The organism is Ramlibacter sp. (assembly GCF_028292805.1).
In the GTDB taxonomy this organism is placed as follows: Bacteria; Pseudomonadota; Gammaproteobacteria; order Burkholderiales; family Burkholderiaceae_C; genus Ramlibacter.
Genome location: NZ_JAQGLS010000327.1, coordinates 1 through 2,852, shown reverse-complemented (window position 1 = coordinate 2,852; position 2,852 = coordinate 1). Strand labels below are relative to the sequence as shown.

The following is a 2,852-nucleotide window of genomic DNA, read 5'->3' as shown; positions in this document are numbered from 1 at the left end:
TGGCGACGTACACGCAGGTCATGTTCTGACCCTTCTGGTTGATGATCGTGTCGACCGCGACGGCGGACTTGCCGGTCTGGCGGTCGCCGATGATCAGCTCGCGCTGGCCACGGCCGATCGGCACCATGGAGTCGATGGCCTTCAGACCGGTCTGCACCGGCTGGTCGACCGACTTGCGGGCGATCACGCCGGGAGCGACCTTCTCGATCACGTCCGACATCTTGGCGTTGATCGGGCCCTTGCCGTCGATCGGCTGGCCCAGGGCGTTGACCACGCGGCCGATCAGCTCGGGGCCGACCGGCACTTCCAGGATGCGGCCCGTGCACTTGACGGTGTCGCCTTCGGAGATGTGTTCGTACTCGCCCAGAATCACGGCGCCGACGGAGTCGCGCTCGAGGTTCAGCGCCAGGCCATAGGTGGCCACGCCATCGGCGGTGGGCGGGAACTCCAGCATTTCGCCGGCCATGGCATCGGACAGGCCGTGGACGCGGACGATGCCGTCGGTCACGGAGATCACGGTGCCCTGGTTGCGGATGTCGGCGCTGGCGGCCAGGCCTTCGATCCTGCTCTTGATCAGTTCGGAAATTTCAGCGGGATTGAGCTGCATGACTCTTCCTTGGTCCTTTTGGGAGGCTAGCGGCCATCAGGCCGTCAGCGCGACTTTCATTTGTTCCAGGCGGGCCTGGACCGAGGTGTCCAGCACTTCGTCGCCCACCACCACGCGAATCCCGCCGATCAGGGCCGGGGCTTCCTGCACGGTGAGGTTCAGCTTGCGGCCGAACCGCTTTTCCAGCACTCCCGCCAGGTTGCCCAGGGCAGCGGCGGCGATCGGAAAGGCGCTGTAGACCACCGCATCGGAGCTGCCGGCCTGCGTGTTCTTCATGGCGCGAAACTGCTGCGCGACCTCGGGCACGGCCGCCAGGCGGCCGTTGTCGATGATCGTGCGCAGGAAGTTCCGGCCGTTGCCGGACAACTGCACGCGGGCGGCCTCGGTCACAAGGTCGAACACCTGCTGGCTGCCCACCTTGGGGTTGCCCGCGAACTGCAGCAGCTGGGGGTTGCCCGCCACCGCGGCGAGCTGGTCCAGCCACTGCGAGGTGCCGTCCGGATCGCCTTTGGACGACTGGAACAGCGCTTCCGCGTACGGGCGGGCGATGGTGGCGAGTTCGGCCATGTCGGTCCTTACAGCTCGGTCTGCAGGCGGGCGAGCAGCTCGGCGTGGACGCCGGCGTTCACTTCCTTGCGCAGGATCTGCTCGGCGCCCTTGACGGCCAGCGCGGCAACCTGCTCGCGCAGGGCCTCGCGGGCCTTCACCGTCTGCTGCTCGGCCTCGGCACGGGCAGCGGCGACGATCTTGGCGCCTTCTTCGTTGGCTCGGCCCTTGGCCTCCTCGACGATCGCCTGGGCGCGCCGCTCGGCGTCGGCCAGCAGGGAAGCCGTCTGGTTGCGCGACTTCGCCAGTTCCTGCTCGACGCGCCGGTCGGCGGCGGCGAGTTCGGACTTGGCCTTGTCGGCCGCAGCCAGGCCGTCGGCGATCTTGCGCGCGCGCTCATCGAGCGCGGTCGCGATCGGCGGCCACACGAACTTCATCGTGAACCCGACCAGGATCAGGAACACGATCACCTGAATGATGAGGGTACCGGTGATGCTCACTTTTTCATCCTTGCTCCCGGGCGCGAATCGCGGTCCGGGAATTGGGTTGGCGAAAGGATGGGATTACTTCGGCAGGTTGGCGATCTGCGCCAGGAACGGGTTGGCGGTGGCGAACCACAGCGCGATACCGGTGCCGATGATGAACGCGGCGTCGATCAGGCCGGCCAGCAGGAACATCTTGGTCTGCAGTTCGTTCATCAGCTCGGGCTGGCGGGCAGCCGCTTCGAGGTACTTGCTGCCCATGATGCCGATGCCGATACAGGCGCCGACGGCACCCAGACCGATGATCAGGCCGGCGGCCAGGGCGACAAAGCTGATAACTTCCATGATTGCTCCTAAGGACTTTGGTGGTTGACGAGAAACGGGAAAACGGGGAACGGAAACCGGGGGATCAGTGGGCGTCGTGGGCCTGGCCGATGTAGACGAGCGTCAGCATCATGAACACGAAGGCCTGCAGCGTGATGATCAGGATGTGGAAGATCGCCCAGGCCGTGCCCGCGATGATGTGGCCGATGGCCAGGCCGATGCCGGTGGCGGTCAGCGCGAAGGCGCCGCCCATCAGGGCGATCAGCAAAAAGATCAGTTCGCCGGCGTACATGTTGCCGAACAGTCGCATGCCGTGCGAGACGGTCTTGGCGACGAACTCGATGATCTGCATGCCCAGGTTGAGCACACCCAGGATCGCCGCGAACAGCGGGTTCTTGCTGGTGCCGAAGGGCGCGGTCACCAGTTCGTGCGCCCAGCCGCCGGCGCCCTTGATCTTCACGTTGTAAAACAGGCAGACCAGCAGCACACCGATGGACAGGCCCATGGTGACGGAAAGGTCGGCGGTGGGCACGACGCGCATGTAGGCGTGGTGCGGGTCGCCGCCAGCGGCGCCGTAGACCCGCTCCCAGATGTACGGGATCAGGTCGACCGGCAGCAGGTCCATCGCATTCATCAGGAAGATCCAGACGAACACCACCAGCGCCAGCGGGGCCACCAGCTTGCGGCTGTGCGCGTTGTGCACGATCCCCTTGGCCTGCGCGTCGACGATCTCGACCAGGATTTCCACCGCGGCCTGGAACCGGCCGGGCACGCCCGACGTCGCCTTGCGCGCCGCCAGCCACAGCAGCCAGCAGCCCAGCACGCCCATGGCGACCGAGAAAAAGATGGAGTCGAAATTGAAGACCGAGAAATCGACGACGTTGCTGGCCTTG

At 65.9% G+C, this 2,852-nt stretch carries 4 protein-coding genes and 1 pseudogene; all 5 read right to left on the bottom strand.

Going from position 1 to position 2,852, the window contains the following annotated elements; all coding sequences use genetic code 11:
- Nucleotides 1-607: pseudogene (locus JWP65_RS19935) on the bottom strand (F0F1 ATP synthase subunit alpha); the annotation flags it as partial.
- A gap of 36 nt (nucleotides 608-643) precedes the next feature.
- Complete coding sequence (locus tag JWP65_RS19930) at nucleotides 644-1,174, bottom strand: F0F1 ATP synthase subunit delta (RefSeq protein ID WP_299766923.1); 531 nt, start codon at nucleotides 1,172-1,174, stop codon at nucleotides 644-646.
- A gap of 8 nt (nucleotides 1,175-1,182) precedes the next feature.
- Nucleotides 1,183-1,653, bottom strand: coding sequence for a F0F1 ATP synthase subunit B (locus JWP65_RS19925; RefSeq protein ID WP_299766922.1), 471 nt, complete (start codon nucleotides 1,651-1,653; stop codon nucleotides 1,183-1,185).
- A 63-nt stretch (nucleotides 1,654-1,716) separates the two neighbouring features.
- On the bottom strand, nucleotides 1,717-1,983 hold the full coding sequence (atpE, locus tag JWP65_RS19920) for a F0F1 ATP synthase subunit C (protein WP_299766926.1): 267 nt from the start codon (nucleotides 1,981-1,983) through the stop codon (nucleotides 1,717-1,719).
- A gap of 61 nt (nucleotides 1,984-2,044) precedes the next feature.
- Nucleotides 2,045-2,852, bottom strand: an 808-nt coding sequence (gene atpB / locus JWP65_RS19915; RefSeq protein WP_299766920.1) for a F0F1 ATP synthase subunit A, incomplete at its 5' end; no start/stop codon positions are given.

Bases quoted from the DNA above. Each gene is read 5' to 3' on its own strand.
- JWP65_RS19930 (WP_299766923.1), bottom strand. From the start codon at position 1,174: ATGGCCGAACTCGCCACCATCGCCCGCCCGTACGCGGAAGCGCTGTTC.